Origin of the sequence: Paenibacillus sp. XY044 (genome assembly GCF_002257645.1) — a bacterium.
In the GTDB taxonomy this organism is placed as follows: Bacteria; Bacillota; Bacilli; order Paenibacillales; family Paenibacillaceae; genus Paenibacillus_AQ.
Genome location: NZ_NQMO01000004.1, coordinates 494,977 through 521,578, shown reverse-complemented (window position 1 = coordinate 521,578; position 26,602 = coordinate 494,977). Strand labels below are relative to the sequence as shown.

General features: G+C 55.0%; 18 protein-coding genes. 8 read left to right on the top strand and 10 right to left on the bottom strand.

Translation table 11 applies throughout. From position 1 onward, the window contains the following. The first annotated feature begins 141 nt into the window (after window positions 1-141). The gene (locus CJP46_RS19695; protein WP_094597322.1) at window positions 142-486 is read left to right on the top strand and encodes a winged helix-turn-helix transcriptional regulator; all 345 of its coding nucleotides are present in this window, start codon (window positions 142-144) and stop codon (window positions 484-486) included. A gap of 49 nt (window positions 487-535) precedes the next feature. Here CJP46_RS19695 and CJP46_RS19690 read toward each other — a convergent pair whose 3' ends face one another. Together CJP46_RS19690 and CJP46_RS19685 are read right to left on the bottom strand one after the other, a co-directional pair. Continuing rightward, window positions 536-2,041, bottom strand: coding sequence for a serine hydrolase domain-containing protein (locus CJP46_RS19690; protein WP_094597321.1), 1,506 nt, complete (start codon window positions 2,039-2,041; stop codon window positions 536-538). 186 nt (window positions 2,042-2,227) lie between these two features. After that, window positions 2,228-2,521: a hypothetical protein gene (locus CJP46_RS19685; protein WP_094597320.1), complete on the bottom strand. Its 294-nt coding sequence runs from the start codon at window positions 2,519-2,521 to the stop codon at window positions 2,228-2,230. A gap of 221 nt (window positions 2,522-2,742) precedes the next feature. Between CJP46_RS19685 and CJP46_RS19680 the strand changes: the two genes are divergently transcribed. Together CJP46_RS19680 and CJP46_RS19675 are read left to right on the top strand one after the other, a co-directional pair. Continuing rightward, window positions 2,743-3,321, top strand: a complete 579-nt coding sequence (locus CJP46_RS19680) for a TetR/AcrR family transcriptional regulator (protein WP_094597319.1) — start codon at window positions 2,743-2,745, stop codon at window positions 3,319-3,321. A gap of 215 nt (window positions 3,322-3,536) precedes the next feature. After that, window positions 3,537-4,661, top strand: coding sequence for a cytochrome P450 (locus CJP46_RS19675; protein WP_094597318.1), 1,125 nt, complete (start codon window positions 3,537-3,539; stop codon window positions 4,659-4,661). 39 nt (window positions 4,662-4,700) lie between these two features. On the opposite strand, the gene CJP46_RS19670 is transcribed toward CJP46_RS19675, so the two are convergent. Together CJP46_RS19670 and CJP46_RS19665 are read right to left on the bottom strand one after the other, a co-directional pair. Further along, window positions 4,701-5,660 carry an aldose epimerase family protein gene (locus CJP46_RS19670; protein ID WP_306431059.1) on the bottom strand — a complete coding sequence of 320 codons (960 nt, stop codon included), beginning with the start codon at window positions 5,658-5,660 and terminating at the stop codon, window positions 4,701-4,703. A gap of 25 nt (window positions 5,661-5,685) precedes the next feature. After that, window positions 5,686-9,027 carry a DUF5107 domain-containing protein gene (locus CJP46_RS19665; protein WP_094597317.1) on the bottom strand — a complete coding sequence of 1,114 codons (3,342 nt, stop codon included), beginning with the start codon at window positions 9,025-9,027 and terminating at the stop codon, window positions 5,686-5,688. A 226-nt stretch (window positions 9,028-9,253) separates the two neighbouring features. Between CJP46_RS19665 and CJP46_RS37150 the strand changes: the two genes are divergently transcribed. Then, complete coding sequence (locus CJP46_RS37150) at window positions 9,254-10,360, top strand: AraC family transcriptional regulator (RefSeq protein ID WP_256992428.1); 1,107 nt, start codon at window positions 9,254-9,256, stop codon at window positions 10,358-10,360. Window positions 10,361-10,615: 255 nt separating this feature from the next. Here the strand turns inward: CJP46_RS37150 and CJP46_RS19650 are convergent, their stop codons facing one another. The 4 genes from CJP46_RS19650 to CJP46_RS19635 form a co-directional block, all read right to left on the bottom strand. After that, window positions 10,616-12,742 (bottom strand): alpha-galactosidase, encoded by a 2,127-nt coding sequence (locus CJP46_RS19650; RefSeq protein ID WP_256992427.1) that lies wholly within the window; start codon window positions 12,740-12,742, stop codon window positions 10,616-10,618. Window positions 12,743-12,878: 136 nt separating this feature from the next. Next, window positions 12,879-14,504 carry an ABC transporter substrate-binding protein gene (locus CJP46_RS19645; protein ID WP_094597316.1) on the bottom strand — a complete coding sequence of 542 codons (1,626 nt, stop codon included), beginning with the start codon at window positions 14,502-14,504 and terminating at the stop codon, window positions 12,879-12,881. A 139-nt stretch (window positions 14,505-14,643) separates the two neighbouring features. Further along, on the bottom strand, window positions 14,644-16,458 hold the full coding sequence (locus CJP46_RS19640; protein ID WP_094597315.1) for a cache domain-containing sensor histidine kinase: 1,815 nt from the start codon (window positions 16,456-16,458) through the stop codon (window positions 14,644-14,646). After that, the gene (locus CJP46_RS19635) at window positions 16,427-17,974 is read right to left on the bottom strand and encodes a response regulator (protein ID WP_094597314.1); all 1,548 of its coding nucleotides are present in this window, start codon (window positions 17,972-17,974) and stop codon (window positions 16,427-16,429) included. The genes CJP46_RS19640 and CJP46_RS19635 overlap by 32 nt, the downstream gene beginning before the upstream one ends. A 267-nt stretch (window positions 17,975-18,241) precedes the next feature. Here CJP46_RS19635 and CJP46_RS19630 point away from each other — a divergent pair, with 267 nt between their 5' ends. The 4 genes from CJP46_RS19630 (at window position 18,242) to CJP46_RS19610 (ending at window position 24,001) form a co-directional block, all read left to right on the top strand. Continuing rightward, on the top strand, window positions 18,242-19,213 hold the full coding sequence (locus CJP46_RS19630; RefSeq protein ID WP_094597313.1) for an ABC transporter permease: 972 nt from the start codon (window positions 18,242-18,244) through the stop codon (window positions 19,211-19,213). Window positions 19,214-19,234: 21 nt separating this feature from the next. After that, complete coding sequence (locus CJP46_RS19625) at window positions 19,235-20,128, top strand: carbohydrate ABC transporter permease (protein ID WP_094597312.1); 894 nt, start codon at window positions 19,235-19,237, stop codon at window positions 20,126-20,128. A gap of 1,612 nt (window positions 20,129-21,740) precedes the next feature. Next, window positions 21,741-22,187, top strand: a complete 447-nt coding sequence (locus tag CJP46_RS19615) for a DUF5301 domain-containing protein (RefSeq protein ID WP_179281241.1) — start codon at window positions 21,741-21,743, stop codon at window positions 22,185-22,187. 914 nt (window positions 22,188-23,101) lie between these two features. Further along, window positions 23,102-24,001 carry an aminoglycoside 6-adenylyltransferase gene (locus CJP46_RS19610; protein WP_094597309.1) on the top strand — a complete coding sequence of 300 codons (900 nt, stop codon included), beginning with the start codon at window positions 23,102-23,104 and terminating at the stop codon, window positions 23,999-24,001. Window positions 24,002-24,068: 67 nt separating this feature from the next. On the opposite strand, the gene CJP46_RS19605 is transcribed toward CJP46_RS19610, so the two are convergent. Both CJP46_RS19605 and CJP46_RS19600 read right to left on the bottom strand, forming a co-directional pair. Then, window positions 24,069-24,749 carry an HAD family hydrolase gene (locus tag CJP46_RS19605; RefSeq protein ID WP_094597308.1) on the bottom strand — a complete coding sequence of 227 codons (681 nt, stop codon included), beginning with the start codon at window positions 24,747-24,749 and terminating at the stop codon, window positions 24,069-24,071. 17 nt (window positions 24,750-24,766) lie between these two features. Further along, entirely contained in the window at window positions 24,767-26,509 is a 1,743-nt protein-coding gene (locus tag CJP46_RS19600; protein WP_094597307.1) for a right-handed parallel beta-helix repeat-containing protein, read from the bottom strand. Window positions 26,510-26,602: the final 93 nt, after the last annotated feature.

Genomic DNA, 26,602 nt, shown 5'->3' with positions numbered 1-26,602 from the left:
CTACCTCCTTGTAGTCCTGTTACCCTTTTCATTCTATAAAAGTTCATATATGATTTAAAGAAGTGAAATGTTTTTCACTTAATTATATCAAGGGTAGATACTATATAGAGTATAGTTATATACATATAAGGAGGAGAGTCTATGGAAACAGTCAAAAAAGCGAGCAGTTACATTCCGAAAAACCCGGAACATATCGAATGCAACATTGAGAGAACACTGGATGTGCTGGGCGGAAAGTGGGCCTTTCTCGTCATCCGCGAGCTGTTCTGCGGCACTCTTCGCTTCGGTGAGCTGCAGCGCCGGATTCCAAGCGTGAGCCCCCGCGCCTTGACCAGTACGCTGCGCCATTTGGAGGAACAGGGTGTGCTGGAGCGGGAAGTGTTCCCTACCGTACCGGTGACGGTGGAGTACTCGCTCACGCCCAAGGGACAGGACCTGCATGTCATTTGTCACGAAATGAAGCTGTGGGCGGCCCGCTGGACTTAAGCAGCCCGCAGCTACGGAACTGTCACAAGAAAAAAGCTCAGGCACTGAATCAGGCCTGGGCTTTTTGGTCTCCCCGTAATATCGTATATATGCAGAAGGCCTTGCGGACGAAGCCGATCGCGCCAAACGCCGACAGCAGCGCCAGCCAAATCACGATACTCGGCATCAGCAGGAAAATTTGCTCCCATTTCAGCACTCTGCCACCCCCAACAAACGTCAGAATCTGCGGCAGGCTGATGAAGAGCGCAAGCGGGATCAAGGTGACGAGCATCCGCAGCGAGGTCAGCCAAATGCGGCGCTTCCGGGCCTTTTGTTGCCACCGCTCCCAGCGGAAAAAGAATCCCCGCACCCACAGCAGGATCGTCAGCAGGGTCACAAGTGCGATTCCCGCTTCAATCATTCCTACGGAAATCGCTGACTTCGGCGGCTCCTCCCCGTTCAAAATGTCGGCAATTCCTGAAGCAAAGGCTCCGTAGTTGACCAGCGCATTCAGCCCGCTGCCAAACAGGATCACGATTCCGTACCCGCTCTCCGGCATCAGCAGCTGATCCGCCTGATACGTCCACAAAATACCGTTATGGCTCACCCTTGCACCGTCCACCGTCCATCCCATGCCGTAACGGCTGTCCACGCCGGCGGGAACCTTGCGCATCGTCGCGATGCCCTCCGGACTGAGAAGGTGGGCTCCCCCGTTAGTTCCCTCGCCCAGCTGCAGCATCAGCCACCGCGCCATATCATTTGCCGTCGAGACATTACCCGCTGCTCCCTCAACGAACCAATCCGGTTCTTTGAAGGCTATCGGCTGTCCATAAAGCAGCATGTGCCCCGGTTCTTTGAAGGAACCGGTCAATGCAGCGTCCGTGGAACGATCCATGTGCAGCGGAGCAAAGATATGCTCCTGCAAATAGTCCGGAAAATGCTCCTTGCTCACCGTCTCCACGATCAGTGCGAGCAGCTGATAATTGGTATTGTGGTAATGAAACGCCTGTCCTGGGTCACTGGCGAGCTTGACCTTCTTCAACCGGGCGATCGATTCGCCGAGCGAGGCCGGCTGCGTGGAAAAAGCCATTTCCGGAAAGACGTTGTCGGCCAGACCACTCGTCTGGTTCAGCAGCTGCCGCACCGTAATTTCCTTCCCCCTTGGATCCTCCATCACGAAGGACGGGAGAATGTCCGCCGCCTTGTCATCCAGCCGGATTTTCCCGGCTTCAACCAGCTGCATGACCGCCAGCGCCGTGATCGACTTGCTCAGGGACGCGACCGGAAACGGCGTGTCCGGCGTAACGGCTGCCCCGCCTCCCGTTTGACCGTACCCTTTGGCATAAACGACTTCGCTATCATGTACGATCGCAACAGACAATCCGGGAATCCGGTTCTGATGCATGCGGGTCTCGATGAACCGGTCGATCTGATCCTCACGGCTCGCCTCAAGCTTAGGGTCTGCTGATGCCAAACGGGTATAAGCTCCTGTAAAAACGGCAGTCATAAGCAGCACGAGCATGATTTTCCGGGAAAGGGGAGCCACGGACCGCCGCTTTTCTTTACACTCCATCATGAATTGAATTCCTCCTCTTGTAACGATAAGCCCAGTATAGGAGCGAAAACGAAAGAGAAGTTAAAGACAATCCTTAAGAAAGAGTTAAGTTGATGATGATGAATAACGATGAACGACCACAAAAAAGAGGAGCAAGCGCAAAGCTCGGTCCTCTCCTTGATCTATCCACGCGAATCGCAAGATAGGCTACCTGTTATTCGCGGCATAATCCGCATTCGCTTGGTCCAGCATCGATTTCCAATCGTTAAAGTCCGTCTCCCTGGAGACGTGCCGGTCCAGCAGCTCACCCTGAATCTTATTCATATCCTCATGGGTTTCCGCCTGAAAATTACCCTTCTCCAAAAAAGCCTGAAAGCTGGCAAACGCCGAATACTTACGCATAAACGAGTCGTTTAAAAGCTTGTCAAGGGCAATGCGGCCGGTATCATCCTGCGCCGATTTTTGGCCTTTCAATTCCAACAGCAGATCGTCAAACGACATGGGCTTGTGTTTTCTCAGAAGATCACTCCTAAATTGAATTTATGCTCAGTATAACATATCATGTTTCATTCCATCTCATACCGTTAAAATCGGACGCCCCCTTCATCCGTGAAGAGATCAGTTGACTAAATTTTCCCAGCATGTTATGTTGTTTTTGAACTGACCAGTCAGATTAAAACCATCCAAATGATGAATGAGAAGGAAAGGACCGATACACCACCGTGAGCAAAGACAAGATTATCCACGCCGCCACCCGCGTCTTCTCCGAATACGGCTATCACCGTGCCAGCATGGATGAGATCGCCCAGCAGGCGCAGGTCGCCAAAGGGACCCTGTACTACAACTTTCCGGGAAAATCACAGCTGTTTAAAGCCGTGGTGAAAGCCGGATTCGAGGACATCATGGAGCGGACGAAGACCGACCTAAGCTCAGAGCTCCCGATCAAGGAGCAGATTCTTCGGGTTCTCCGCCACCATCTGGATTTGTTCCTGGACTCCCGCCATTTTGCCCATATCGTATTCAACGAAATTTCCAACGGCATCGAGCCCGATGTGCTGGATGAGCTGAAGCAGCTCCGCCGCGAGCATTTAAGTTTTCTGGCCGGCATTCTCAAAGAGGCCCAGTGCGAGGGCGGCATCATGCGCGACGTCGATGCGGACCTGGCTGCAGCCAGCACGATCGGCATGCTGGAAAGCACATGCAACTATTACTTGAGCCACCAGGAGGAGTACGGCCGCGAGGACTTGGAAAGCTTCGTATTCACAGTGGTTGCCGAAGGTCTGTTTAAGTCGCTTGATTAAGCAGGACCTTTTTTTGCACACACCAAACTGACCAGTCAGTTCAAAGGATTAAAAAACATTAACCGGAGCCATTTGAAAATCATCCCATCTAGAAAAACGACCAGATCTAGCAGACAGACCTCATTTATCGGAAGTTTCCATCTAAATGAACGAGAAGTCGGTTTTACCGAAAATCAGGGTTCAATCATCTAAAAAGAAAGCGACGGTGTTGCTTCATGGAATGGAATGAGAATGGACTGCTGCCTTTGGAGTGGTATAAAAAAATGCGCCGGGATTCCCCCGTTGTCCAGTCCAACGACGGACAAGTTTGGGACGTATACGGATATGACGATGTAAAGACGGTATTTACGAATCACGATATTTTTTCCTCGTCGGCCTTCCCTGACTCCCAGGACCCGCTGGAACACAGCATTCTGCGGCAGGATCCGCCCAAGCACCGGCAGCTGCGCCGGCTGGTGACCCAGGCGTTCACGCCGCGCGTCATCGAGTCGCTGGCTCCCAAAATCCAGTCGATCACGACCTCGCTGCTGGACGAAGCGGAGAAAAAGGGGCGGATGGACGCCATCGCTGATTTTGCCAGCCCGCTGCCGATCGTCGTCATCGCCGAGATGCTCGGCGTGTCGCTGGACCACCGCGAACAATTCAAAGCCTGGTCCGACGCCCTGGTCGGAGACAGCGGTGAAGATTTCTATCAGTGCCAGCGCGAGATGAGCGAATACTTCTCCGAAATTGCCGAAGACCGCAGACGCCATCCGCAGGACGATCTGGTCACCAAGCTGGTCGAGGCTCGCATCGACAATGAGCATCTGACGGACCTCGAGATCATCGGCTTCTGCATCCTGCTCCTCGTGGCCGGCAACGAAACGACGACCAACCTGATCTCCTCGGCGATGCTCGGCATCGACACCCTGCCGGACGTCCGTGCGCAGCTGCTTGCCGACCGCAGCCTTATTCCCGGCGCGCTGGAGGAAGTGTTCCGCTATTTCTCACCGGTGCAGGTCATGTTCCGCCGCGTGAAGCAGGATACCGTCCTTGGCGGCCAGGAGATGAAGGTAGGCCAATTCGTCCATATCTGGATGGCGTCGGCCAACCATGACGAGAAGGTGTTCGAACGTCCGGAGGAATTTAATATCCACCGCAATCCGAACCCGCACCTGGGACTGGGCAGCGGCATCCATTACTGCCTCGGCTCCCAGCTTGCCCGCCTCGAGTCCAAAATCGCGATCGAAACCCTGCTGGCCCGTTTTCCCGAATACCGCCGCGACCGTTCCGCTGAGCTGACGCGGATGGACAGCATGATGATGTTCGCGCTGAAGGAGCTGCCGATTCTTTTGACATAGATGTTGTTCACATCCATGCATGGCAAAAAACCTGTACTCCTACGGAGATACAGGTTTTTTGGTTCCCATCCAGCCCACTTCCAAATGCCACGCATACGTTTCGCCGCCCTCCACGATGGCTGCTGCTTCCCGTTCCATGGCATGCGCCAAGTCGTCCAGGAAGCCCGTGGCCGGTTCCAGGGCCAGATGGTACTGCCCCTGGTATCCGCCGTAATTCGCCCACACCGACAAGTAAGGCACCTTTTCCTGCGGAAACGTAAAGGTGATCCCTTCCTGCTTCCCCGGGTCATAGACGGAAGCCGTTCCTTCCGGCAGCTCACCCGTAAAATAAAACTTCTCGGCCGTTCGCTCCTCACGTCGGCCCGTGCGGTCCAGGCGGCATTCCGGCCGGTTCGCGAAAGGCTGCGGCCACGACCGCAGATCCCCCCTCTTCCCAAGTCTGTCACCTTCCGAATAGGAGACGGCAATTTGCCGAAGTTCACCCGGCACGATGATCTCCATGCCTTCCCTGATCCGCAGCAGCGGATGGGCCGCCCACAGGAACGAAAACGGGAACGGGCTGAGGTTGGTTACAAGGTAGTCGATCCTGAGCCGGTCCTCCGCTGCAAAAGAATACGTCTTCTCAAGCCGGTACGGCATCCTCACGCCGTGCACGCTGCACGATAGGCGGTCGCCATGTGCCTCGACCTTCCAAGGAATGGACCAGACCTCGCCGTGATCCGGGAGCTCCGTTCCCGTCCAGGGATGCTCCGGATACCGGCATACGTTGACCGTCGGGAACATTTCGTCCCAGCCGCTTCCGTCGCTGTCCGCAAAGGAGCTGGCGTAGCCCCGGTTCTCCAGCGGTCCGTCCGCCGGCGCGAGCCATTCACGACCGGTCAGGCGGTTGCGCAGGGAGATCATTTTGGTGCCGAGCTCCGGCAGCAGGGTGACCTCCATGGCGGGGGTGCGTCCCGTCCAGGCGTTAAAGCCGTTGATTTGATGCGATGTCCAACTCACCTTCTCACCCCTTCGGTCTGAGGCGTCATATGCCCGTCCGGCATAACTCGAGATGCTGCGCGGCACCCTGATGATGCGGCTCCATTGCCAGCGCCCGGCGGAAATGTTCTTCGGCCTCCCGAATTCGGCCCAGACCCAGCTGCCCCAGTCCCATCATGTAATGGCAGTGTAATTCGTGGCGTTTGTGCAGATCGTCCTCAAACACGAGGAAGTCAGGAAGCGACACGGCAAAATAATCGATTTGCGGACGGTCGAACAGATGCTTTTCCCCGTAGTCGACCAGCTTGTTGAAGCGGCTCCGCGCTTCCGCTTCCCGCCCCAGCCTGCGCAGGGCCGCGCCCTGGTAAAAAATCATGTGCGGCGGCTGGTCGTTATAATACATGGCGCTGGCCGGCTCCTCAAGCCCTTTCGATGCCTGCAGCAGCGCGGCTTGCGCTTCCTCCTGCCGGCCGAGCAGGCCGTACGCGACGCCGAGGTAATAGTCGATGTTGTTCTCCTGGGCGCCTTCCAGCTTGCCCTCGCCGATGTTCTGCGGGTACTGCTTCGCGAGCAGCAGCTGCTCGGCGGCCTCCTCCGCCCGGCCTTCGATCAGCATCCTTTTGGCGATTTCCACGCGGGCAGTCACGTATTGGGCCGGCACTTTGCCTTCCCCGCCCTCCCATGGATGGAAATTGCGCTTCAGGATGAGGCTGAGCGCCTCTTCATGCCGGGTCAGCGTGTTGTGCAGCGTCAAGTATTCGAGGTACAGGTCGTCCCGAAGCTCGACCAGCTCACGGTGCGCTTCCAGCGCCAGCAGCCGGGACTCCGGCGCGCGGCCGATCTTTTTGTGCAGCTGGTCCAGCTCGTAAAATACGCGCGCGTCGGCCGGGTTCAGCCGAAACGCCGTCTCCAGCGCCTGCTGCGCGTCGTCCGGGCGATTCAGCTTGTTGTAGTAGGCGAGCGCCAAATTGCGGTAAGGCGTCGCAAAGCTGCCGTCCAGCGACACCGAAGCTTCCCAGCACGCGACCGCCTCGGCATGGCGCTTTTTGTCGTAGAGCAGGTTGCCCAAGTAGTACCGTGCCTTGGCGTCTCCCGGATGCAGCACCGCCGCTTCCTTGAGCACGGCGTAATCGTGCAGCGTGTTCGGGAAGCAGTACGCCGGATCAGCCGCAGCGGCCAGCTCATCATAAGCGGCAGCCTGCTCTACGTGTCCGCTCTTCCGGCTCCAGTTGGCCTGGTAATAGCGGATCATCGGGTAGACGCCCGGTTGGCCCGGTTCCGCGATGCGGCCTAAAATGTCCAGCGCGTCTCGATACTGACCGGCTTCGGCGTAGTCCTGAGCCAAGGCGATGTAATTGTGCGCATCGCCGCGCATGAGACCCGCCAGGCTGTCCAGCGCCTCCTGCGCCTCCCCGGCGCGGCCGCTTTCACGGTATACGGCGATCAGCTCGTTACGGGCCGCGAATTCCACCGGGTCGATGCGGATCGTCTCCTGCACGAGCGCCTCGGCCTCCGCGACACGGCCCAGCCTCCGCAGGATGACGCTTTTGAGAAGACGGGCCTTGTAATGGCGGTACTGGACGTTCAGGGAACGGTCCACCAGCTCAAGCGCCTCGTCGTACTGCCCCTGCCCGCAGGCGATCTGCGCCAGGGCAAAGTATCCCGCCGCCTGCCATGCTCCCGTCCACACGCTCTTGTAGAAGGCTGCGTATGCCTCTTCGAACCTTCCCTGCCATTTGAGCGTCTGGCCGAGATGATAGAATGGCTCGCTGTCATACGGTCTGGCGTTATGGCGCGTCAGCGTCTCGATCGCTTTTCGGAAATACACTTCGCTGTCCTCAAAGCATCCCCTCCGCAGCAGCAGCAGTCCGTAGGCATTGTTCAGCCGGATGTCGCCGGGATCCCGTTTTAAGCCCTCCAAATAGTAAGCCTCAGGCTCACGGGTGGCGTGACGGTACTGCTCCAGATGCAGTCCCGCCAGATACAGCGCTTCGGTACTTGGCAGCTGCTCCGGCGCCTCGATGGCCTTGGCCGGATCGGGAACCTGCTCGATCTTTTTCGGCATCGGCCGGTAGGTAACCAGCTCCCTTCCGTCCGTGTCCAGCACGATGACCCGCAGATCCTCTTCCCGGACTTCGCCGCCAATGTTCACTTCCGTCTGGAACACGTCGCTCGGCGACAGCTTCACGGTTTTGTCCAGAACGATCTGTCCGGCGCTCTTCAGCAGCACGCGCGCCTGTTCAAACACCGAAGTGGCATAGACTTGAACCGATGCCTGCCCGTCCGCCGTCTCCAGGTTCACGGCCGCGTCGATGGAGGCGTTTTTCACCAGGCCGATCTTTTTATACGGCATGAAATACTGCTTGAGGCTCTTCTCCTCGTACGGCGCGAGCCAGCTGAAGTCCGGCTGGTTGTCGGTGTACACGCCGGTCATGAGCTCGATGTACGGACCATTCTCGTCCGTCAAATTGCGGTCCCACGCCTGGCCGAACTCCCCGTGTCCCCAGGTCCACTGCTTTTTCCCCGGCGACACATGCCTGTTCGCGACATGCAGCAGCCCTGCGCCGACGCCATGGTCGTAACCGCCGACAAAATTAAAATCCGAGTGATAGGCCATATAGGAGGTGGGCACGGGTATGTTGCTGTATTTGGAAATGTCCACGCCGGCGGAGTAGTCCATTTTATAATACGTGCCCGTGGCGATCGGGAACTTGGACACGTCCCGCTTGCCGTGGTCGAACACCGCGTGCACGTCCGGCGGAAACACGGACTGCGTGTGGTCGTTGACTGCGACCGCCGGGTTGGCCCACCACAAAAACGTCTGCGGCGCCGCTGTCCGGTTGTACAGCTGGGCCTGAATTTCAAGATAAGCTTTGCCCGGATGCAGGGTGAAACCGGTCGTCACTTTGGTGCCGTACATGCGGTCGATTTCCCCGACCCATACCGTTTGGCTCCCGTCCGGATTGCGTAGGGTCGTATGCTCCACCTCGCCGAACGTGTTCGGGCGGTGATGCTGCGGCCAGTTGAATTCGATCCCGCCGGAAATCCACGGGCCGGCCAGGCCTACCAGCGCCGGCTTGATCACTTGATTATGATAGACAAAGTCGTACCCGTTCGTCTTGTCGATCGCCCGGTAAATCCGTCCGCCGATCTCCGGCATGACCTGGATTTGCACATACTCGTTTTCCAGAAAGACGATGCGGTATGATTTCGAAACTTTCTCGTCGTAAATTTTATCGATGACCGGCAGCGGGTAAACCCGTCCCGAGCTTCCTTGATACACGCGCTTCTCCAAAAACATCGGGTTGGGATCGGGCTTGCCTGCCTCGTAAGTCGGGATTTCCACCCTCTCCTCCCATACCTTTACTTCTTCAGGCGCTTTGGCCATACGGACTCATCCTTTCCTTTGCTTAGACGCTCTTGGACTTGGCGTCTATGGTTTGGATTCGGGATTCTTCAAGATCCTATCCTCATCTTAAAAGGAAACGGTCCCGCCCTCCATTCACGATATCATGGGAATGATGGATTATATTATGATTTTCCGGAATTGATAAGGAATGTGGAGACGGAAGCTGCCGTTGACAAAAAACACGTCCCAAATCATAGTAAGTACTATGGAAAAGATACGAAAACACGAGGGATTCAAATCCGAAAAACTCATCGTCCTGCCGGATCATATTCTGATCGAGGCGTCCTCGCATCCGCTGGTCCGCCCCCTGTACGTAACCGATACCGGTTACTTTCCGCGCGCGCTGCATCATTACCGGGAGCGGCCCGAAGGCAGCGAAGCGGTCATCGTCATATTTTGCATGGAAGGAGAAGGCTGGTACCGCTTGGGAAGCGGCCGGGTGCAGCCGGTCGGCCCGGGCCAGGCCATCGTGATTCCCGCGCGGACTCCCCACGCCTACGGCTCGTCGGAGACGCATCCGTGGAGTATTTACTGGTGGCATTTCAAGGGAGAGCAGACAGAGGCGTTTTTTGAGGGATTTGGCCCGGGACCCGGTCCAGGGCACGAGCCAGGACACAAGTCAGAGTCCGAGGAAGCAAGTACGGATGTTAGCTATTCCGATGAATCGAATATCGATGCGGGTGCTAGCACAGCAAAAGGTCTTTCAGGCGATAGGATCGCTCCAGGCCTGGATATGTCCGGTGCCTGGGATCGTGAGGACTCTACAGATGCGTCTTCCCGTCCGGTTAAAACCGCCACCACTTCTGTTCCAGTCACCCTGCCCCCGGACAAAACGCGCCAACTGACGGAGCTGTTCCAGGAGGGATATGCGCTGCTGGAGCAAGGCTATACGCTGAACCATATCATTTATGTATCGCAGCTGGCGCATCACCTGGCGGCGATATTGAGGCTGTGCCGGCTGCAGCCGCAGGATGGGATTTTCCGCCACAGCCAGCATGATATCACGCAAACGGTGCGGTATATGATGGACCGCTTGGAGGGCACCGTCACGCTGAAGCAGCTCGCCGCCCAGGCTCGCGTGTCCGTTCCGCACTTTACCCAGCGCTTCAAGGAGGCGACTGGCTACTCGCCGATCGATTACTACCTGCGGCTGAAAATCCAGCTTGCCTGCAGGCACCTGGACCTCACCGAGCAAAGCGTAAAGGAAATCAGCCACCGGCTCGGTTTCCAGGACCCGTACTACTTCTCGCGCCTGTTCAAAAAAATCATGGGCAAGTCGCCCTCCGAGTATCGGGGGATGCGGAAGGGTTAAGTTAGGGCGGGATGCTCACGCACCATTTCACGCTAGAAGAAATAAGTGCGATCATCAGTTTTTAGCAGCTTCGCGCCTTTCCCCGCCCACTACGTCCCCCATATAAAAAAAGGACGCCCCCAGACCATTTCGGCCTGGAGGTGTCCTTACGTCTACTCGCGTCATTCCGTGCGGCTGAACGGCCAGCCCCTAGCGACTGCTGTTGGCTTGCTCCAACGGCTGGCTGGCCTTCAATCTGCCGGCCAACTCCGGCCGCTACTCCACCGCCGTCACCCGGTACAGGAGGCTGTCAAAATCGCCCCGCAGCGGCAGCTCGATCCCGATGTTCATCAACGCGCGGCCGCTCCAGCTGCCAGGCAGCCCCTCGATGGCGTACGCCCGGTCCGCCTGCAGCCCCTGCAGGCGCAGCCGCGGCAGCGGTTCGCCGAGACGCTGCGAATGCAGGAAGGCGAACACGACGCTGTCGGTGCCGGCTTCATCGACGTACTGCACGGCGGTGACGCCCTTGTGCTGGAGATCGGCCAGCCGGTACTGGCGGCCGAACTGCACAAGCGGGCGGATCGCCTTGTACTGGCGGATGATTTCGCCGGACTGCTCGATCAGCTCGTCGTTCCACTCGTTCAGGTTGGAGCCGATGCCGAGCGTGCCCATCATCGCGCTGTGGAACCGGTACTTCAGCGACACGTTCCGCTTGTTCATGCCTGTTGGCGATTCCGTCACCCAGCAGGTCATCATCCGCGGCGCGTACGTGTATGAGAAGCCCTCCTGGATGCTTAGACGGTCAAACGCGTCGGTATTGTCGCTCGGCCAGGACTGGTCGGCATACCGGAAGATGCCGAGGTCGATCCTCGCGCCACCGCCCGCGCACGTCTCGAATTCCACATGCGGGAACCGGCGCCGCAGCTCGGCCCAAATCTCGTACAGGCTGTGAACATGGCGAATCCACAGCTCCTTCTGCCGGTGCAGCGGATGGTCCTTCATGCCCGGCTCGGTGATCGTGCGGTTCATATCCCATTTGATGAACTTGATGCGGTGGTTCTGCAGCAGGTCGGTCATGAACTGGAGGATATACGCCTTAACCTCCGGCTTGGAAATGTTCAGCAGCAGCTGGTTGCGCAGCTCCGTCCGCGGCCGCGTCTCAAAATGGTACACCCAATCCGGGTGCGCCCGGTACAGGTCGCTGTCCGGATTGACGGCCTCCGGCTCGACCCAGATGCCGAACTCCATGCCGAGCTCGTGAACCTTGTCGATCAGCTCGCCCAAGCCGTTCGGAAACTTGTCCCGATTCACGAACCAGTCGCCCAGCCCGGCCCGGTCATGATTCCGCTGGCCGAACCAGCCATCGTCGACGACGAACAGCTCGACGCCCATCCGCGCCGCCCGTTCGGCCAGAGCCATCTGGTCCGCGGCATTCACGTTGAAATACGTCGCCTCCCAGGAGTTGTACAGCACCTTGCGCGGCTCACGGCCGGGCAGCACGTACGCGTACTGGTATTGATGCAAATTCCGGCTCATACCGCCGAAGCCGCCGGCCGTATACCCGCCGACGAACCATGGCGTGTCGAACGACTCGCCAGCGCCCAAAACCCACTCGCAGTCGAAATCGTTGATCCCGCCGGTCACCCGGACATGATTAAACACCGTTTTCTCCGCGGTAATCTTCCAGTTGCCGCTCCAGGCGAGCGCCCCGAACCATACGCGTCCGTCCGTTTCCGTCGCCAGTCCCTCATCGACGGCAAACCACGGGTTGGCATGGCTGTCGGTAAAGCCTCTGCGCGACTCCAGCACCTTTTTCCCCTCGCTCAGCACATTGCGGCGAAGCTGGAATTCGCCGGACCATTTGCCAGTGACATGCGTCAGCCTGTAATCCCGCAGGCCCGGCAGGCTCCAGGCGGCCGACTGGACGCTCTCGAGGACGATATCATCCCCGCCTGTATTGACGATGCGCGCGGAGCGCTCAATCAGATCATATTCCGGGATGACCCGGTACAGCAGATGGGCCTCCAGCGGATAGACCCGATCCTTCAGCACAATGATCAGCGTCTGCCGGCCGTCCTCCTCGCGGATTTCATGGCGCACATAACCGGCCGAAAGATCCCGGACGCCATCCGGCATGCGGACCTTCAGGGAAGGTTCGTCATAGTTGACTCCGCCCCATAAGCTGTACTCTTCGGCTTCCATGTCCACTTCGGCGTCAAAGGAGCTGTGTGAGCGTCCGCGGAGCAGCGGCGCGCAGTCGTCGATCGTGACGCGTTCCCCCCAATACAGATGCTGCAGCCGGTCTTGTTCATTGATTCCAAACACGTAGGAGCTGCGCTGCGTATGAATCGCAAAGATCCGGCGATTTTCCTCAAACTCAAACTGAATGTCTACTTTTCCCATCGTCCCTCACCCTTTGCCGTTTGAAAATGGATCGTTTCTCACTAACTTTTTCGCGCAAGCCATCGGCGGACCTGCCGCTTTCACAAAAATATGGGGAGGCCAAAGACAAAGGCCGTCTTCTCCTCCCCCGCTTGCTTTATTTGGACTGCGTCCACAACTGCTGGCGTTCCTTATAGTTATCGGTGTAGATTTTCTCCAGTTTGGAGAGGCCAGCCGCCTCGACTTCCTTCATCATTTGGTTGTATTGCTCGGTGACCTGCTCTTCGGTCGGAGCCAGGGCCATTTTCAGGAAATACTTGTTGATCGTGTCGTTGACCTTCGTATCCATAATCGCTTCCGGCGTACCGCCCGCCGGTCCCAGGTTGTCGTATGGCGCCGTATCAAAGGAGGTGTCGGCCAGGTTTTTGATCGCCAGGTCGGTCACCGGATCGGACTGGAAGCGGCCGATCAGGTCGTAAGGCGTGCCGTCGGAGCCTGGTCCGTTCTTGATCATCCACGTCCACTTACGGATGCCTGTCGTCCGGGAAGCCTCATCCCAGTTTTTCTTGAACGCATCGAGCACTTCCGGACGCGGCACATGCTTGCCGTCTTTCATGTCCCAATCCTTGCCTTCCACGCCCCACATCAGGAGATACTGACCTTCCTCGCTGGCCAAGAAGTCCAGCAGCTTCATCGTGCGCTCCGGATCCTTGTTCGAGCGGGTGATGGCTACGCCGTCCCAGCCCAGGGAGCTCTTCGGACCATACGTCGTCTGATCGGCGCTCACGCCCGGAGCCAGCACTTTATATTGATAGAACTGATGCTCGTCGGCTTTGGCCGGATCGGACGCTTCCGATTTCAGCAGCGAGTTGGCGTTGCCCACGTTCCACAGCGCTTCCGCCGTGGCGAACACATTGCCGCCCGCCAGCTTCTGCTCGAACTGCTTCGTCTTCATCGTCGCCCATTCCTTGTCGAGCAGCCCTTTGCGGTACAAGGAGTTCAGGAATTTCACCATCTCCAGGTAGCGGGGATCGCGGATGTCCTTCTTCAGCTCGCCGTTCGTTTCATAATATGGCATCATGCCGAACATTCCTTTGAAGGTGCCGGTTACGCTGCCGATATTTTCGCCGTTCAGCGTCATCGGGATGGATTCCTTGCCATCGATCGTTGGATATTTCTCCTTGAACTTCACCAGGAGGTTCTCGAACTCTTCAGCCGTAAACGGCTCACCATTGTTCGCTTTGTCCCCGACGCCGAGCTCCTTCATGATATCCATACGCATCATAAAGCCGAAGACCGGGTATTTCTCCAGACCGTACCAGTTGGCAAAATAATAGTTTTTCCCGTCGTCGTTTTTCGTTTTGGCCAGGGTGTCGCCGTACATTTCTTTAATATGCGGACCGTACTTGTCGATCAGATCGTTCAGCGGGATAATCGCGCCCGATGAAATATACTTGTTCATAATGTCGCTGCCGCGGTCCAGCATGACGACATCCGGCAGGTCCCCGCTCGCCAGCATCAGGTTCAGCTTCTCCACCGGGTTGCCGGTCGGCTGCTGAATCTCGACCGTAATGCCGGTCTTTTCTGTAATCGCTTTAGCCACCGGGTTGTTGAACGCATCCCCCGTATTTTTATCGAACCACGTCAGTGTGATTGGCGCATTGCTGTCGGCAGCCGCGCCCTTGTCATCACTGGATGCCGCTTTCTGGCCGCCTCCGCCGCCGCAGCCAGTAAGCGCTGTCATAACGAGGGCTGCTGCGAGAATCCCTTTGATCGTTTTCATTGCCTGAACCCCTTTCTGAAGTCGTCATATTCTTGTTCCCGAATACATGTCTAATTGTAAAAACGGGGAGTTCAATTAGCTATAACGCAATATTACAATTCATAATGGAAAACGTCTTTCATCGTTTCCAGGCAGTTTCTCATCCGGGTGCTTTTGCGGCAGATGGAGGCGGATTGAGCGGTATCCGGATCGTGACCGCGGTGCCGATTCCCAATTTGCTGAACATGGATATCCCGTATTCCCCGCCATAGGTGAGCTTGATGCGGTCATCCACATTTTTGATGCCATAGCCGGATGCTCCGGATGGGTTGTCGCTCTTCTGCATCGCCTGGTCCAGCTGCTCTGACGTCATCCCGGCACCGTCGTCAATGACCTGAAGCAGCATGTCATGCCCGTCCTGCTTCAGCTTAATGTTAATATTAATCCCCGACTCGTCCCACATCGCGTGGTTAATGCAGTTTTCGATAAAAGGCTGCAAAATCAGCTTGATCGTCGTCCGCTGGAACAGCTCCTCATCGAGATCATAGTGCATATGCAGCTTGTCCCGGAAGCGGATATCCTGAATCGCCACATAATTTTTGACGAGATTGATTTCCTGCTCCACCAGAATGATCCGCTTTCCCTTGTTCAGCGACACCCGGTAGTATTTGGCCAAATAGTTAACCATCCGGTAGACCTGCCCCGCTCCCTCTTTCATGGCCAGCGAAGAAATCGATGACAGCGTATTATACAAAAAATGCGGATTGATCTGAGCCTGCAGCGTATTCAGCTCCGATTCCTTCATGGCGATTTCCTTTTTGTACACGTCTTGAATCAAATTCTCGATCGTTGACGCCATTTTATTGAAGGCAAAAGACAGCTGGCCAATCTCGTCATGCCCCATCGGTTTGATGGACAGGCGGAAGTCGCCCCGTTCCACCTTGCGGATCTGCTGCAGCAGCACCTCGATCCGTTTGGTCAGCACCTTGGTGGTGAAGTACAGCAGCAGAATGGCGATGCAGATCGTAATCGCAGAGAACCAGATGATTTTCCCCGTAGCTTTTTTCGTGTTGGACAGCAGTTCATTGTACGGCACGGTAATGACCGTACTCCAGCCGTTGCTCAGCTTGTTATAGGTAAAAAAGCGCTCCTGCCCGTTCAGCTTCAGGTCAAAATGACCCGATTTCTCGTTCAGCTCTTTCTGAATGGGATAGAGGTTATACAGCAGGTTGGAAGCCAGATTCTGATCCCCCGTGCTGATGATTCTTCCGTTCTCGTCGATGATATAGACGCTTTTGTTGTTGTTTTCCATCTTGATCAGGGAATACAGCTCGTTGTCGCTAATATCCAGCGTTAAAATGCCGTAAGGATGCTGGAGGCTGAAATAGCTCAGCGAACGGGCCAGCGTAAAATGCGCATCCGGCGCGGTGTAGTCGTCCGTATGGGTATAGACGGTGCTTCCGGCGGCTTTCAGCGCCTTTTCCTTGATCTCCGTGGTCAGTTCTTCCGTATATTTCACGTATTGTCCGTCGGAGTACAGCGTTTTGTTATCGGTAAAAATCGTGATGTTCTGAATGTTGGAATTCAGCGTCATCAGCGAGGGCAGCGTGCGGTTGATATATTGAAAAGCATCCAAATAATAAAAGGCCTGCTCGTAATCCGTCGATAAATAATTGCGCAGCTGGGCATCCATATACAAAATGTTCGACAGCTGGTTGTAGTATTCCAGCCGCTTCTCCACGTTGGTGTTGATCTGGGCCAATGTCACATTGAGCGCATTATACGTCTGCTCCGTAATCGTGCTTCGGGTCGACGTATACGAATAATAGATCAGGATGGAGAACGGCAAAATAATGACGATCAGAAAGATGAGGAAAAATTTATGCCGCAGGCGCGGGCGGGCCAACCTGCCTGACCGGGTTAACGAAAAGCGCGCGGCGAGTTTATCCCAGAAGGAGATGTTTTCGGTATTCATTCGGCGTGACTCCTTGGTTTTTCACGAATAAGGAAATAAAGTAGGACGTGCTCTCGTAACCCACCATCTGGGCAATGTCCTGCACCTTCAGCGATTCGTCGGCTAAATACGCCTTGGCCTTGTCCAGGCGGATTTGGGTCAGGTAATCATGAATCGTCATCCCCGTTTTCTCTTTAAAAATCGACCGCAGGTAGTTTGGCGAAAGGTACACTTGGTCCGACAGGCTGTTAATCGTAATCGGCTGGTGGAAGTTCTGGTCGATCATCGTCCGCACCTGATGCACCAGCTTGGCGTTCTTGTCCGCAAACCGCTGCCGGACCGAATCCGCCGCCTGCTTGGCATAGTCCATCACCAGCGCTTCAATCTCATAAATGGTTTGGCAGCCGTATACGGTATGGTACAGCTCCGCACGCTTATGGCTTTCGAGAATCGGCTCGTGAATGTGTTCCAGCAGGTGCTCGATCCAGCCGATGGCCGCGCCGCAAACCTCGTTTTTCAAAACCCTCAGCGCCACCAGATGGACGATATGTTCCCTTAATATCTCACCCGCCCGCTCCAGATCATGCCCGTCCAGCGCCTCCATCCATTCCTTCTCCGCAAACGCGGGCGCTTCACCGCCCTTGGGCTGCTGAACGTCCTCCGGACCGATCACTTTTCCCTTTCCCGTGTAAAATAGCTCCGCCAAAATGGCCCGGTTTTGCCGGTACAGCGCCTGAATCCCCGTCAACGGTTCCGCCTGTGGCGCCGTGGCGATCGTTACCGTAAAATGCAGCGATTGCCGGATTCTCTTCAGCAGATCGCCCCAACCATAATCGCCCGGCTTGCTTACGGCATCCATAAACAGGCCCATTTCGCCCTCCTTGAACAGGACGATGTCGGCGTCCATCCGTTTCTCGGCCAGCCATTCCCCGATCAGCTCGGACACCTGGCTGCAGCCGTCCTCCACGGATACGTCCCGCGCCTCAGCGCTGATTCCGTCCAGCTGCAGCAGGGCCAGCGCATACTTCTGCTGCTCCGGATGGCGGGAAAGCCGGCGGAAGCTGGCGGCCAGATTTCCGGTGCGCTCCGCATCGGATTCATGGACCAGCTCCTTCAAAATATGAGAGCGGGTGACGCGGATCGAACGGTTCTTCATCCGCACTTCCTCGCATTGATGCTTGACCTTTTCGATAACGCTTACAATTTCGGTGAGATCGAGCGGCTTGAGCAAATAACCGACGGCTCCCACGTTCAAGGCCGATTTGACGTAATCAAATTCGTCATGCCCCGTCAGAAACACGAGCTGCATCCAGTCATAACGCTCCCGGATATGTCGCGCCAGCTCCAGCCCGTTCATCAGCGGCATCTGCACGTCGGTCAGCACGATGTCGGGCTGGATCGCCTCGATCTTCTCTACGGCATCCCGTCCATTGACGGCCGTGCCCGCGACATAGAGACCCATCTCTTCCCAGCGAATATAATCCCTCATCATCTCAAGTTCCAGCTCTTCGTCATCCACCAGAAAAATGCTGTACATGGTCTACCCCTCCAGTCCCCTTTTGCTATATCTAAATTGAATGAACTAAAGAAAGTTCTTTTCTGACACGGAAATGCCCCGTGGTTCAAGAGATAACGAGAGAAAACTTTAGCTCATTCTATATTATTATAGTGGTTTCCCGTTACTTAACTACGGGTCGAACCAAATGTAAGTCATTTTCAAGCATCATTCGTTACAATGCCGTATCGACACTCATTTTTTGGGGGTTTTATAATTTGAGTTAACTTAAGATGCGAGGTGCCCCCTATGAAAACCGAACTGGCTTTACAGAAAAGATCAGAGCTCCCGATCCCCCGGCGCAAGCTGTGGGTGACCGTCAAACAACAGAAGTATTTGTTCCTCATGATGCTGCCTGCGATCGTATGGGCGCTCATCTTCGCTTATACGCCCATGGTGGGTCTGTACATGTCTTTTGTCAATTACCAGCCGACGCTGGGCGGCTTCTGGCATACGCTGTTTCACAGCGAATTTGTCGGATTCAAGTGGTTCCAGTACTTTTTCAACAACGGCGACTTCCTGATCGTCATGCGCAACACGCTGGCGTCGACCTTGATTACATTGCTGTTCTCGTTTCCGATGCCGATCCTCATTGCCATCGCCATCAACGAGATCCGGAGCGTTCGCTTTAAAAAGACGGTGCAGACCGCATCGTATCTGCCATATTTTATTTCCTGGGTTATCGCGGCCAATATCATCGTGACGCTGCTATCCTCAGACGGCGCAATCAACGGCATATTGAAGTTCCTGCATATTACGCATGAAAGCGTTCTATTCCTGCAGCATGGTTCCTACTTCTGGTGGATCGTCGCGATCGGCAACACGTGGAAAGACATGGGCTACAACTCGATCATGTATCTGGCTGCCATCTCTTCCATTAACCAAGAGCTGTACGAAGCCGCCAAGGTTGACGGTGCAAGCCGCTTCAAGCAGATCCGTTACATCACGCTGCCGCACCTGAAGCCGACGATCGTCATTTTGCTGATCCTTGCCCTCGGCGGCATTCTGAATGCCGGCTTTGACCAGCACTTCCTGCTCGGTAACGATTTGACGCGCGACTATTCCGACGTGCTGTCGACCTATTCGTTCCGCTACGGTATTCAGAACGGCATGTTCTCCTATGCATCCGCCGTCGGCATGTTCAGTTCCGTCGTCGCTTTCATCATTGTCATGATCGTCAACGGCATCGCCAAGCGGCTCAACGGCCAGTCTTTATTCTAATCGACCCAGGAGGTTTACGATATGAAAAACAGCAAACCGGTTTCCGAGCATCTATTCGATGCCTCACTGTACGTCTTTTTGGCCCTCATTTTCCTGGCGACGTTTTATCCGTTCTGGAATATCTTCGTCATTTCACTGAATGACGCGACGGACACGTTAAGAGGGGGCCTGTATTTTTGGCCCCGGGTGCCGACCTTTGAAAGCTACATGACCATCTTCCGCAACCCGGAAATTTGGAGCGCCATCAAAGTCACCGTCCTGCGGACGGTCATCGGCACCGCCATATCCATCTTCTGCATCTCCATGCTGGCCTACGCGCTCAGCAAACGAAACCTGATCGGCTGGAAGTACTTCTCCTTCTTCTTCGTGTTCACGATGTACTTCGGCGGCGGCCTGATTCCGACCTATATGGTCATCAAATCGGTCGGGCTTATCGATTCGTTCTGGGTCTATATTTTCCCCGGCTTGATCGGCGTGTTTCTCATGATTCTGGTCCGGACCTTTATCGAGCAAATCCCTGGCGAAATCGAGGAATCGTCCAAAATCGACGGCGCCAACGACCTGCAAATCTTTTTCCGCATCATCATGCCGCTCTGCGTTCCCGTGCTGGCCACCATCGGGCTGTTTCTGGCCATCGGTCACTGGAATTCGTGGTACGATTCCTACGTCTACACCTACAAGCCGGAGCTGAAGACGCTGCAGGCCGTGCTGGTCAAAATCCTGAACCAGTTCCAGACGGCCAGCATGATGTCCGACGCCCAGCAGCTTGCCCAAAGCTCCAAGCGCATCCCGGTATCGAGCGAGAGCATCCGGATGGCGGTGACGATGGTTGCCACACTGCCGATCATCATGGTGTATCCGTTCGTGCAGCGGTATTTTGTGAAGGGGATCATGATGGGGGCGATCAAGAGCTGAGGAAGGCATGGCGTGTTCGAACGGAGCGTAGTAGGTTGCTCGTAGGATGCGTGACGAAACCCAAAGTGGCGAAACCCAGACGTTTGGTGCGTGGGAGGGGCGGGATTGGGATTTCAGCCGCTGTTGAGACTGGTTCCTGGAATGGATAAGTGGTTGGAACCCGGTCTCAAAGGCGGCACGTAAACTTTCCACCCCAATTCCCGCCTCCTCTTGGAGCTACGTTTGCGGTGACTTCGACGTTATTGAGGTCTTCCCCATCTCTTGATGAGGGGAATAATAGGCTCGTTCCGGACGGCTTTTGCCGTGAACTCACCTGTGGTTGATCAGCGCCTGGCACTCGGCCAGGCTGCTTCGATTTGGCGAAACCCAAGCGTTTGGCATCGTGGAGTGAGTGGCGAAACCCAGACGTTTGGTGCGTGGGAGGGGCGGGATTGGGCTTTCAGCCGCTGTTGAGACCGGGTTCCTTGGAATAGATAAGTGGTTGGAACCCGGTCTCAAAGGCGGCACGTAAACTTTCCACCCCAATTCCCGCCTCCTCTTGGAGCTGCCTTTCCGGTGACTTCGATTTTCTTGTTTCTTGTGGCCTTCCTCATCTCTTGATGAGGGAAATAATAGGCTCGTTCCGCTCGGTTGGACCTGGAACTCGCCTGTGGTTGATCAGCGCCTGGCTCCTGGCCAGGCTGCTTTTTTTGGAGACACCCAGAGGTTTTGGCGCGGGGATGGGTGGCGAAAACCCATAAGTTTGCCCGTTGGAGGGGCGGGATTGGGCTTTCAGCCGCTGTTGAGACTGGGTTCCTTGGAATAGATAAGTGGTTGGAACCCGGTCTCAAAGGCGGCACGTAAACTTTCCACCCCAATTCCCGCCTCCTCTTGGAGCTACGTTTGCGGTGACTTCGACGTTATTGAGGTCTTCCCCATCTCTTGATGAGGGGAGCAATGGCTCGTTCCGGACGGCTTTTGCCGTGAACTCGCCTAGTATGATCAGCGCCTGGCCTCTGGCCAGGCTGCTTGTGTTTTGCCTAACGCCATTGTTTTATTGCATCCAGTATAGTTTTATTGCATCCAGTACAGAGCAAAGTTTGAAAGGATATCATCTTGGATTCGCTCCCTTAGGTTTAAAATCACCGCCCCGTTAGGCTTGCCACCTGGAACATGCGTATCATATCGATCACCATCATCGATTATGTTTCCCTTGTTAGTTCAACTGGAGGCACCGCCAAGCGCACCGCGCCGCCGGAGTAGTTGAACTATCCGAACAAGGAGAAACGCGCAGCGGCAAATCCTTGTTCGGATATCAAGGTATGATAGGCTTGTGTAGGGGGGCATGTTCAACTCCAGGGCCGGGATTTCGGAGTAGCCGAAATCAACGATGCTTTAAAAAAAGCCAATGGCTGCAGGCTTCTCCTTATTGAGTGCTTCCCTGAACCAGTTACGGCTCGATTGGGCGTTTCGTTGGTTGCCTTAGGCAATCTGATTTAATAGAAAAACAAATAATAAATTGTGGTTTTCGCTTGAATTATGTCTCTCATTTTTTATAGAATTGGGAGTAAAAGTAAATTCCCGAATCCGCAGCATACTTACATGAATGATCGGTACGAAGGGGGATGAAGTGATGAAACGACTCGGATACCTCGCGGCCGCCATCGTTATCGTGGTTGGCTTGGGGATTTTCTACTTTTCACCCAAAAACTATACGTTTAAAGAGACTGTACTGGATAAGCTCGATCCCACCAGTGTGGCGTCCATCGAAGTCATCAAACGCGATCAGCAGGGTGAGCATACGAAAAATGTAACGGATTCGAATGAAATCAATGAAATATTGAACGCACTTTCTGCTGCGAAATTGAAAAAATCCACATCATCTGACATCGAATTTACCGAATCTTACTGGATGACCCTGAATACAAAAGAAAAAGGAAGAGCGTACGGGATGACTCTCTATGACAACGACTATATAAATACCTTCGAATACAACGCGGCCGCTCCTAAAAATGCATCTAGGTCATACAAAATTACGAACGATTTCGATACCCTGGTTATTCGAGATCTATTTAAATAATTTGCTTTAATATTAAAGAATCGACCGTTAAAATGTCGCAGCCTCCACCATTGGGAAACGGCTGCTGTTTTCATATAGGATCTCTTTCGAGGAGAGTGGCTGATGTTTTCAAGCCCGGTTCCCTTCTGTGGTGATCATCATTTACCTTTTGGCCATCTAACTGTATAAAAACGGGGCCTGTCCCTATCCAATGGACACATCCTTGTTTTGTCCTACAAAAGAAGGACATGACACATATATTCTCCTGCATGCGGCTGGATTCGAAAATCCCTATATCTAGTGCTAATATCCAGCTCATGTCCTATATACGGAGTAAACACTTGAGCAAAGATAGGGTACTTCTGTCCGCCATTTGAAAGACAAAATCTGAATTTGTTCATTATACGTAGACAAGCTCAATTTAACCGTGAACCAGCTCTAAACCGCTCTAAATCGCTCTATATCCCTCTAAATCGCAAACCATTCAGCAATTCCCCTGCATTCCAGGTTTCCGGGCTGACTCTTGAACATCCCAGATTTACGGTAGGCCTGGCGCTAAAGATGTTCAACGACCCGTTCGACATCCAATGGTAACAGCTGCTCGCCATGTCGCTTTTGCCGGTCCGGTCATATAACCACGGAATTTGCTCGTGGAACTCACCCTGAGGGAGCCGCCTTCTCCACCCTCCCCCAATTTGTGGTAAGATGTCAGTAATTACGGAATTGGCGGGCATGCAGCCCGTCATGAGCCATACATCTCAGTTCTGCCGATGATTTACTCACTACTTCACAAGGAGGACAATCATCATGAAGAAGCTGCTTGACCACTTGTAACGTGAACTTGTCGTCCGCTGGACTATCCGAAATCGGGGACCGCCTCGTTGAGACATGACCCAACTCCAAATTAATATAAAAACAGGGAGGCTGTACCCGGGATGAGAAGCGAACGAGAAATGTTGGATTTGATATTGAATGTAGCCAAAAGCGATGAGCGTATCCGGGCCGTTGGGATGAACGGTTCGCGCACGAATCCGAATGCGCCGAAGGATGTTTTTCAGGATTACGATATCGTGTATGTCGTGACTGATGTGGGGTCTTTTATCCAAGATCCCGACTGGGTCAACGTCTTCGGCGACCGGATCGTCATGCAAAAGCCGGAGGAGATGAAGCTCGTCCCTCCGTCTATGGACGGATATTATCCGTATCTCATGCTGTTCACGGATGGCAACCGGATTGACCTGACCCTTTGCCCGATCGAGAAAAAGGATCACTGGAACGGCGGCGACCGCTTGGCCGTGGTGCTGCTCGACAAAGACCAGAACCTGCCGCAGTTGGCAGAGCCGACGGATCAGGGGTATTGGGTACAGCAGCCGACCGCCAAATTATTTGCCGACTGCTGCAACGAGTTTTGGTGGGTCTCGCCCTACATTGCCAAGGGTTTGTGGAGACAGGAGATGCTGTATGCGCTGGATCATCTGAACATCATCCGGGAGATGCTGGTCAAGATGCTCGAATGGCAGGCCGGCATTCTTACCGGGTTCTCGGTGAGCACCGGCAAAAACGGGAAGTACTTAGTAAACTACCTTCCAGAATCGAGCTGGGAACAGCTCTTGGCCACCTATCCGAAAGGCAGCTATGAAGAGGCGTGGCAAGCACTGTTTACTATGACCGGCCTATTCCGCAAAACAGCGCAGGAAGTGGCGTCGAAGCTCGGTTTTGCCTATCCCACTGAAGACGACCGCCGGGTGACGGCTTATCTGGAGCGAGTCAGGGAGCTGGAACCCGGAGCCACTGAAATTTTTCCGCCGGGTCGCGAACCAGATAAAGAAGCGTAGGTATAGCATATGCTAACATTGTTCCTGTGACCGAAGCGGGAATAACACCAAAAAACCAGCCGAAACCCTAGCGGGTGCCGGCTGGTTTTTCTCTTGGGTCTGGTCTGCGGCCCATGCCGCGGATCGATTCGTAGAATGCGACATGGTCCCCGGCCCCCTTTGCTTGCTGTTCCTGCTGAGGTTCGGAGCTCCCACCCGCCGTTTCAGCTATCCCAAGCTCAATTTCCAGCTGGTTGACGAGCTCGATGAGCTGCATCGGTTCGTTGATCGTGTACGCGGGCTGTTCGGACTCGTCCGCAGGGATATGGGGGTACCTTGGAGTCCAGCTTTGAAAGACGCTTATGATGCCGAGAGCGTTTGCTCCTTTGATATCCCTGCTTAAATTGTTGCCGACCATGACGGTACGGGCAAAATCCGCTTCGGACCCATCCAGCGCGCCGATCGCCGCTTTAAACATCCGCGGGCTCGGCTTGGTGGCCTTGATGTGTTCGGAAATAATGAGCGCCTCGAAATAATCGTGCAGGCGGTGCTGACTCAGCACATTTTTGAAGGATTGAGCGTCACCATCGGCCACGAGCGCAAGCGTAAAGCCAAGTGAATGCAGCGTCCTAACCATCTCCGCTGCCCCTGGAATCAGCTCGGCACTAACCACGATTCCGTCTTCGTCACGAACTTCGGTAGACTCGTCCACTAGCGTATCCCCGCTATCCAAAAAAACGATCAGTTTCTTCTTGTCGATGACGTTCATCCCCTTTATTCCTCATTCTATTCGTTCGCCTGAGCCTCTATGAAATGGATCGAATTCGCACCCATTTCAACCCCGCTGCAGCATTCCATCATATAGAACCCGGGATACGGTGCTTCCTTGGGGTGGTCCTTCCCTTCGAGCGTTATCTCATTTCGGCAGAAGGCAAGCCCCTCCGTGCTCCGCACCGACAGCAGCATGGCATGAGCCGCCCTGAACCGGTTGTCCTCAATCCGGATGTTGCGGTGGACCGGTACGTCTGAATTGGACTGCTCGTTCTCGGGAGCGATCCGGATCACAGGATGCTCCTCTCCGCCGCAGTCGATAAATTGGTTGTTCGTAATGCACAAATCCGCGACAGCACCTGATTCGTACCAGGAGTTCGCATCGGCCGCGACCAGAATGGCGCTCATGTTCATGCGCTCAAACCTGTTACCCTGTATGACCGTCTTCCGAGGCGACGAAGCCAATATGCCCCGGGTCGGTATTCTGGCAAAATGGTTCCGTTCAATCACGACCTCTGGCATCCACGTCACATTCTCGATCACATCATGCTCTCCAAGCCCTGTTGGAGCCGGTTGCTCCAATGTCAGGAGAAACTCGCGGGGATCAAGCATCTCGGCGGCGGCGATCCGTCCGAAAGCATATGACGCAAGACTGTGCGCATTGACAAAAGCAATCTCGTCTCCCGGAAAGAAGGCACGGAATCCATACGTTTGCGGATGCATGAAACGAACCCGCACTTGATTAGGCGACGGTTGGTCGACGATGCGGAGGTAAGTGCCATGAATGTTGACCGCATCGTCATGAGCTCCGGCAAAGCGGCTGTCCGTAATCGAGATGCGGCCCCGGCAGCCTGAACAATGGATAAAATCGGCGAAGCCCGCCACCGTTCTCCCGGTCTCGGGGCGCGGCGTCACATCCAGATCGGTGAAGGTCAGATCCCCGCTAAACTGGCCGACGACGCCTAGTCCATGCATAAAATGAAGGCCCATGCCGATCAGGCTTATCCTCTCGCATTCCAGGATCAGTACCCCGACTTGGTCACGGATACCGTCTCTCATTTGTACGGTGACCCCAGGCAGGATATCCGGAACGGCTTCTTTCCCGAAATGAAACCGGAGGCGCCGGCTGCCGATTTCCACAATGCGTTCAGCCCGTGACGGCCAATCGTCCACGCGCCAGGTCGCAGTCCGGCCGAAGTCGCAGTGCTGCACCGGTCCTTCCCGGAAGCTCCATCCTTCACCGACCCAGGTGAGATGTCCATCTTCCAGTTCATAGTGCGAGTCCGGATGCACGCGAACGTCGAGGTCATGATCACCGCACCGCTCCACGGTCATCTCGGTCACGGTCGGCACCGCATAGTCGAAACGGAGGTTGCGAATTTCAACATCCGCGCAGCTGTCCAACAGCAGCATGGTTTGTTTGCCGTGAATGACAAAAAGGGAGCCGTTTCCCTCCAGCGTCAGCCGGCGCAGCCCCTTCAGCAGCAGCGCGATCGTTTTCGTGACGTCCGGATTTTCTTCCTCGCTGGCCGTGTTGGTAATATGATAAGCTGCCTTGACGGCATGCTCCGGATAAAAATGGTACGTTCCGAAAGGTACATCCAGTATGACGGGGACATCGGCATCATGTGATGCAGCTGCCTCCAGCGCGAGCCGCATGGCCCCGCCTGCATTGGCCTGTAAGTCCTCAGCGTCGCCAAAGTCCGCCAGCGATATTTTCTTGAACAGGGACGGACCCGGAATTTCATGATCAGTCATGCCATACTCCTTTCCATGCGTTGTCTGCTCTATTGCTTAACACACAGCCCGATTTTGTAAATATAGACGAAAACGCGGAAGATGCCAGTCTAA

What these genes read in the sequence shown, in the direction of transcription:
- CJP46_RS19695 (WP_094597322.1), top strand. Translation starts at nt 142, where the DNA reads ATGGAAACAGTCAAAAAAGCGAGCAGTTACATTCCGAAAAACCCGGAA.
- CJP46_RS19690 (WP_094597321.1), bottom strand. Translation starts at nt 2,041, where the DNA reads ATGATGGAGTGTAAAGAAAAGCGGCGGTCCGTGGCTCCCCTTTCCCGG.
- CJP46_RS19685 (WP_094597320.1), bottom strand. Translation starts at nt 2,521, where the DNA reads ATGTCGTTTGACGATCTGCTGTTGGAATTGAAAGGCCAAAAATCGGCG.
- CJP46_RS19675 (WP_094597318.1), top strand. Translation starts at nt 3,537, where the DNA reads ATGGAATGGAATGAGAATGGACTGCTGCCTTTGGAGTGGTATAAAAAA.
- CJP46_RS19665 (WP_094597317.1), bottom strand. Translation starts at nt 9,027, where the DNA reads ATGGCCAAAGCGCCTGAAGAAGTAAAGGTATGGGAGGAGAGGGTGGAA.
- CJP46_RS37150 (WP_256992428.1), top strand. Translation starts at nt 9,254, where the DNA reads ATGGAAAAGATACGAAAACACGAGGGATTCAAATCCGAAAAACTCATC.
- CJP46_RS19650 (WP_256992427.1), bottom strand. Translation starts at nt 12,742, where the DNA reads ATGGGAAAAGTAGACATTCAGTTTGAGTTTGAGGAAAATCGCCGGATC.
- CJP46_RS19645 (WP_094597316.1), bottom strand. Translation starts at nt 14,504, where the DNA reads ATGAAAACGATCAAAGGGATTCTCGCAGCAGCCCTCGTTATGACAGCG.
- CJP46_RS19640 (WP_094597315.1), bottom strand. Translation starts at nt 16,458, where the DNA reads ATGAATACCGAAAACATCTCCTTCTGGGATAAACTCGCCGCGCGCTTT.
- CJP46_RS19635 (WP_094597314.1), bottom strand. Translation starts at nt 17,974, where the DNA reads ATGTACAGCATTTTTCTGGTGGATGACGAAGAGCTGGAACTTGAGATG.
- CJP46_RS19630 (WP_094597313.1), top strand. Translation starts at nt 18,242, where the DNA reads ATGAAAACCGAACTGGCTTTACAGAAAAGATCAGAGCTCCCGATCCCC.
- CJP46_RS19625 (WP_094597312.1), top strand. Translation starts at nt 19,235, where the DNA reads ATGAAAAACAGCAAACCGGTTTCCGAGCATCTATTCGATGCCTCACTG.
- CJP46_RS19615 (WP_179281241.1), top strand. Translation starts at nt 21,741, where the DNA reads ATGAAACGACTCGGATACCTCGCGGCCGCCATCGTTATCGTGGTTGGC.
- CJP46_RS19610 (WP_094597309.1), top strand. Translation starts at nt 23,102, where the DNA reads ATGAGAAGCGAACGAGAAATGTTGGATTTGATATTGAATGTAGCCAAA.
- CJP46_RS19605 (WP_094597308.1), bottom strand. Translation starts at nt 24,749, where the DNA reads ATGAACGTCATCGACAAGAAGAAACTGATCGTTTTTTTGGATAGCGGG.
- CJP46_RS19600 (WP_094597307.1), bottom strand. Translation starts at nt 26,509, where the DNA reads ATGACTGATCATGAAATTCCGGGTCCGTCCCTGTTCAAGAAAATATCG.